The organism is Pseudonocardia pini (assembly GCF_013870575.1).
GTDB lineage: Bacteria > Actinomycetota > Actinomycetes > Mycobacteriales > Pseudonocardiaceae > Pseudonocardia > Pseudonocardia pini.
The window spans coordinates 1-5,351 of sequence record NZ_JACBXB010000367.1 but is presented as its reverse complement, the minus strand read 5'-3'; the positions used below and the strand labels follow the sequence as shown (position 1 = coordinate 5,351).

General features: G+C 73.2%; 7 protein-coding genes. 5 read left to right on the top strand and 2 right to left on the bottom strand.

Features of this window, described 5'->3' with window-relative positions; all coding sequences use genetic code 11:
- Positions 1–1,223 (bottom strand): winged helix-turn-helix domain-containing protein (locus tag H5J29_RS19630; RefSeq protein WP_512700125.1); only part of this gene is annotated, 1,223 nt, incomplete at its 3' end.
- A 190-nt stretch (positions 1,224–1,413) separates the two neighbouring features.
- Here H5J29_RS19630 and H5J29_RS19625 point away from each other — a divergent pair.
- The 5 genes from H5J29_RS19625 to H5J29_RS19605 all read left to right on the top strand — a co-directional run bounded on the left by H5J29_RS19625 (position 1,414) and on the right by H5J29_RS19605 (position 4,836).
- A complete protein-coding gene (locus tag H5J29_RS19625; RefSeq protein WP_246394069.1) occupies positions 1,414–1,854 on the top strand; it encodes a DUF7144 family membrane protein in 441 nt (146 codons plus the stop codon).
- Positions 1,855–1,869: 15 nt separating this feature from the next.
- Positions 1,870–2,274 carry a DUF7144 family membrane protein gene (locus tag H5J29_RS19620; protein ID WP_181782508.1) on the top strand — a complete coding sequence of 135 codons (405 nt, stop codon included), beginning with the start codon at positions 1,870–1,872 and terminating at the stop codon, positions 2,272–2,274.
- 32 nt (positions 2,275–2,306) lie between these two features.
- Complete coding sequence (locus H5J29_RS19615; protein WP_181782507.1) at positions 2,307–2,528, top strand: DUF8691 family protein; 222 nt, start codon at positions 2,307–2,309, stop codon at positions 2,526–2,528.
- Between the two features lie 191 nt (positions 2,529–2,719).
- The gene (locus tag H5J29_RS19610) at positions 2,720–2,959 is read left to right on the top strand and encodes a DUF8691 family protein (RefSeq protein WP_181782506.1); all 240 of its coding nucleotides are present in this window, start codon (positions 2,720–2,722) and stop codon (positions 2,957–2,959) included.
- Positions 2,956–4,836: a glycoside hydrolase family 15 protein gene (locus H5J29_RS19605; RefSeq protein ID WP_181782505.1), complete on the top strand. Its 1,881-nt coding sequence runs from the start codon at positions 2,956–2,958 to the stop codon at positions 4,834–4,836. Before H5J29_RS19610 ends, H5J29_RS19605 begins: the two co-directional genes overlap by 4 nt.
- Positions 4,837–4,914: 78 nt before the next feature.
- On the opposite strand, the gene H5J29_RS19600 is transcribed toward H5J29_RS19605, so the two are convergent.
- Positions 4,915–5,351, bottom strand: a 437-nt coding sequence (locus H5J29_RS19600) for a helix-turn-helix transcriptional regulator (RefSeq protein ID WP_220187654.1), incomplete at its 5' end; no start/stop codon positions are given.

Sequence of the window (5,351 nt, the reverse complement as noted above, 5' to 3'; positions counted from 1 at the left end):
GTGGCGAGGGCGGCCGCGAGCTCGGGATGGCCGAGGAGCACGGCGCGGGGCGCCGTCGTGAGCAACACGTCGACGTCCCGCAGTCCCCGGCGCACCGCGAGGGACAGCACGTGGACCCCGAGCATCTCGGCCGCGAACGGCCAGAGCTCGCCACGCAGCGCGTACCGGACGGCCTCGTACGGCATCCCCTGGTGCAGGTACCACTCCGCCGCCCGCCGGTGCAGGTCCCTCACAGTCCGGCGGCGGACGAGCCGGGGGCGCAGGACGTCCGCGACCAGCCGGTGCAGCCGGTACCAGCGGCCGCCCCCCACCGCCTGCACGAACAGGTTCGCCGCCGCCAGCTCGGCCAGCGTCTCGGCGCCGTCTCGCCGACCGGTGACGGCGTCGGCGAGCTCGGCGCAGACGTCGTCGAGGATGCTGACCCGCACGAGGAAGCCGAGCAGCTCGGGCGCGAGCCCGCCCAGGACGTCCTCCAGCAGGTAGGGGGCCACCGCGTGGTCGTCGCCGGAGAACGCGGCGACCACCGCGGCCGGGTCCGCCGCGCCCTGCAGCCCGATGGCGGCGAGCCGGAGCCCGGCCGCCCAGCCCTCGGTCCGGGCGAGCAGCCGGTCGAGGTCCGCGGGATCGAGCCGGATGCCGAGCCCGGTGAGCAGGGCCTGCGCCTCCTCGGTCCGGAAGGCCAGGTCGGAGGCCCGGATCTCGGTCAGCGCGCCCGCGAGTCGGAGTGCGTTCAACGGCCACGGCGGGTCCCGGCGGGTCGTGACGACGAGGCGCAGCCCGGCGGGTGGGTGGTGGACCAGCCGGACCAGGCTCTCGTGCACCTCGGGGGCCACGATCTCGTGCAGGTTGTCCAGCACGAGCACGGTCGGCTCGGCGTGGCGGCCGAGTGCCGCGACGACCCCGGTGGGCAGCCCGTCGGTGACCTGGTCCGCCGCGGTCGCCCCCACGGCGTCGAGGTGGGGCACGAGGGCCTCCACCACGGACCGCCAGAACCGGCTCAGGTCGTCCTCGGCCGGGCCGAGCGAGAGCCACGCGACCGTGCTGTCGGTCGTCCCGGCGAGCCAGCCGCCCGCCAGCAGGGTCTTGCCCCAGCCTGCGGGCGCGGAGACCAGCGTGCACACCGCGTCGGTGGCCATCCGTTCGTACAGCCGCGACCGGACGACCACGTTCGTCGCGAGCGGGACGGCGAAGCGGGGGTCCGCCCGGGGTCCGTCGAGATGCACGTGGGTCCTCCCCTCGAGGACGGGATGCCGCGCCGTGTCTCGACCATCGAGTGAACTAGGGCCGCGTCACCCCCGGGTAGGCCCATCCGGGGCATCCCGGCGCTCACCCGCCGCGGATGAGGGCGCGGCGGCGGGGCGGCGCCACGATCGCCTCCGCAAGCGCAGCACCCGACTCGTCCAGGAGGTCCGGATGTCCTATCAGCAACCGATGCGCGAGGCGAACGACGTCGCGGCACCCCCGTCCAGGCCCGCGGGCTGGGTGACCGGGATGGCGCGGTTCGCCGGCATCCTCATGATCATCACTGGTGTGTTCGGCGCGATCGAGGGGCTCGTCGGCCTGTTCCGCAACGAGGTCTACGTGGCGACGACGGAGTACCTCTTCAGCTTCGACCTCACGACCTGGGGCTGGGTCCATCTGTTGGTCGGGGTCCTGGTGGCCGGGGCGGGCTTCGGGGTCCTGTCGGGGCAGCTCTGGGGGCGGGTGGTCGGCATCGTCCTGGCCTGCCTGAGCGCCCTGGTGAACTTCGTGTTCATCCCCGTCTACCCGGTGTGGTCCCTGCTGATCATCGCGTTGAACGTGTTCGTGGTCTGGGCGCTGTGCGCCTTCGACCGGGAGGCGGCGGCCTCGTGAGCGGCCCGGTCCGCCGTGGTTGAGCACTCGGCACGACCCCGCCGCGACGGCTGGTTCGGTGCCGTCGTCGCGGTCGGGGTCCTGCTGATCGTGCTCGGTGTGTGGAACGTCGTCGACGGGCTCGCCGCGCTGCTCACGGACCGGTTCGTGGTCGCGGACCCGGGGGAGGTCCTCGTCCTGGGGACCGGCGCCTGGGGCTGGGTGCTGCTCGCCGTGGGTGCCGTCGAGGTCGCGGCGGGGGTCGCGCTGTTCATCGGGGCCCGGTGGGCCCGGATGGTGGCGGTGGCGGTCGCGGCCCTCAACGGGGTCGTCCAGCTCGCGTTCCTCGCCGCCTACCCCGTGGGAGCCGTCCTGATCATGGTGCTGTCCGCGGCCGTGATCTGGGTCGTGGTCCGGCACGGGGACTCGGCCCGCGTCTGACGCGCGGGACCCACGCCGGGGAAGGAGTCGTGATGGTCGCGGCACGGTACGAGATCCGGATCGACGGGACGGTGTCCGAGGGCGTCCGTGGGGCGTTCGAGACGCTCGAGGTCACCTCCGTCCCGCAGCAGACCATCGTCTCCGGGGTGACCGAGCTCCAGGACCTGCTCGCGCTGTGTCTCGAGATGGGCCTGGAGGTCGTGTCGGTCCGCAGGCTTCCCGCGGCGACCTCGGGCCTGCCCCGAGACCGGTAGACGACCCGACGGCGGCGTCGTCGGGCGACCCGGCCGGGCCGTCGGTCGCGCTCAATGCGTTCCGCACGGCGAGCGCCGGACCCGTCCTCATCCGCGTCGGGCGATGCAGGCCGCCGCGCACCGGTGCACGGTGCGCAGCACGGGAGGGCGCGGGTCCGAGGGAGCCGCGCTCGCCGACGAGAGGCGGCGTGATGGGGCGGACACGGTACGAGTTCCGGATCGACGGCCCGCTGACCGACGAGGTGCGTGCGGCGTTCGCCGACATGCGGATCGTCGAGCCGGCCCCGCAGGTGGTGCTGGACGGTGAGGTGCTGGACGAGTCCCACCTGCACGGCATCATCGCCCAGTTCCACGCCCTGGGCCTCACCGTCGTCTCGGTGCTCCCGGTCCCCGACACACCCCCCGACCCCGAGACACAGGAGCGGCCATGACGGAGGCGGCGATCGCCGACCACGGGCTGATCGGCGATCTGCAGACCGCGGCCCTGGTCAGCACGGACGGCGCGGTCGACTGGTTCTGCTGTCCGAGGTTCGACTCCCCGAGCGTCTTCGGCGCGCTGCTCGACCACGAACGCGGCGGGCACTTCGGCATCCGCCCGGCACGCGCGGACTACCAGGCCAAGCAGATGTACTTCCCGGACACCGCCGCGCTCATCACGCGCTTCATCACCGAGGACGGTGTCGGCGAGGTCGTCGACTTCATGCCCCCCGCGGGCCGGGAGGCCACCGACCGCCATCGCCTCGTCCGCCTGATCCGGTGCACCCGCGGGCGGATGGACTTCGACGTCGTGGTGGCGCCGCGGTTCGACTACGGGCGTCGGTCGCACCTGACGGAGCTCACCGAGAACGGCGCGGTGTTCCGCACCGACGCGCTCACGCTGACCCTGCACGCGGTACGGGAGCCGGGTGACGAGCGGTTCGCCCGCGGCGGGGTCGAGGAGGGCGACGTCCGGGTGTCGCTCGGCCTGCGGCAGGGCGAGGTGCGCGGCGTGGTCCTGGAGTCGGCGGCGGACGGACCGCCACGGGAGATCACGCCCGCCGAGGTCCAGGGGCTCCACGACGACACCGTCGCGTTCTGGCGGTCCTGGCTCGGTCGCTGCACGTACACCGGGCGCTGGCGGGAGACCCTCTACCGCTCGGCCATCACCTTGAAGCTGATGACCTACGCCCCGTCCGGCGGGCTCGTCGCCGCACCGACGATGGGCCTGCCGGAACAGGTGGGCGGGGAGCGCAACTGGGACTACCGCTACACGTGGGTCCGCGACGCGTCGTTCTCCGTGCACTCCCTGCTGCGGCTCGGGTTCGAGGAGGAGTCCGCACGGTTCAGCGCGTGGCTGCGGGACCGGGTGGCGCACCGCGCCGAGGGCGACGGCGGCCCGCTGAACATCATGTACCGGGTCGACGGCTCCTCCGATCTCGAGGAGGAGCCTCTGGAGCACTGGCGCGGCTACCGAGGCTCGTTCCCGGTCCGCCTGGGCAACGGCGCCTCCGGCCAGCTCCAGCTCGACATCTACGGCGAGGCTCTGGACAGCATCTTCTTCGGCGACGAACGCGGCCTGCAGGTGGGGCACCGCGGCTGGGTGCAGATCAGCGCGTTGCTCGACTGGTTGGCCGAGAACTGGGACCAGCCGGAGGAGGGCATCTGGGAGACCCGCGGCGGCCGCAGCGACTTCACCTACGGCCGGCTGATGTGCTGGGTCGCGTTCGACCGCGGCATCCGGATGGCGGCCGCGCACGGCAGGCCTGCGGCGGTCGACCGCTGGTCCGCGGCCCGCGACGCCCTCTACGACCAGATCATGGACAAGGGCTGGAGCTCGACGAGGCAGGCGTTCGTGCAGCGGTACGGGAGTGAGGTGCTCGACTCGTCGCTGCTCCGGATGGCGCGCGTCGGGTTCCTCGCCCCGACCGACCCGATGTGGGCGTCGACCCTCGCCGCCATGGACGCCGAGCTGGTCACCGACAGCCTCGTCTACCGCTACGACCCCGGGGCGTCACCCGACGGGCTCCGCGGTTCCGAGGGCACGTTCTCGCTGTGCTCCTTCCTCTACGTGGACGGGCTCGCGCGGGCGGGCAGGCTCGAGGACGCACGGCTGGCGTTCGAGAAGATGCTGACCTACGCCAACCACGTCGGGCTGTACTCCGAGGAGATCGCGCTGACCGGGGAACAGGTCGGCAACTTCCCCCAGGCGTTCACCCATCTCGCGCTCATCGACGCTGCGATCACCCTCGACGGAGCCCTCGACAGAGCCCTCGACAGAGCTCTCGACAGAGCCCTCGACAGAGCCCTCGACGGGCATGCCCGTCGATGACGGGCGAGACGGGCAACCGGTCGCCCTCGGCGGGTGAGCCGGCCCGGCGCCCCGGATCCGTGATCTCCCGGCGTCCTCCTACGGATGCCGCGCGCCGCCGGTGAGCAGACCCTGCTCGTGGGCGGCGAGCACCGCCAGCCGTCTGCTGCTGACCCCGAGCTTGGTGTAGATCGACCGCACGTGGCTCTTCACGGTGTTCACCGACACCGCGAGCTCGGCGGCGATCTCGTCGAGCGAGAGCAGGGAGGGCAGCAGCGCGAGCACCGTCAGCTCGCGGCTGCTCAGCGCCGAGGACCGCAGCAGGTGGGCGTCGGCGCCCACGGCGAGGGCCAGCTCGCCGAAGGCCTCCGCGGCACCGAAGCTGCCGTGCTGGTGGGCGAGCAGGTCCCGGACCCCGGCATCGGCGTGCGCGAAGGGCCGCAGGGCCTCGAGTGGTTCCGCGAGCGCCAGTGCCGTCTGCAACGCCACGCGCGCGGCGGGCCGTGCCCCCGCGGCGTCCGGGCCAGCATCCCGGC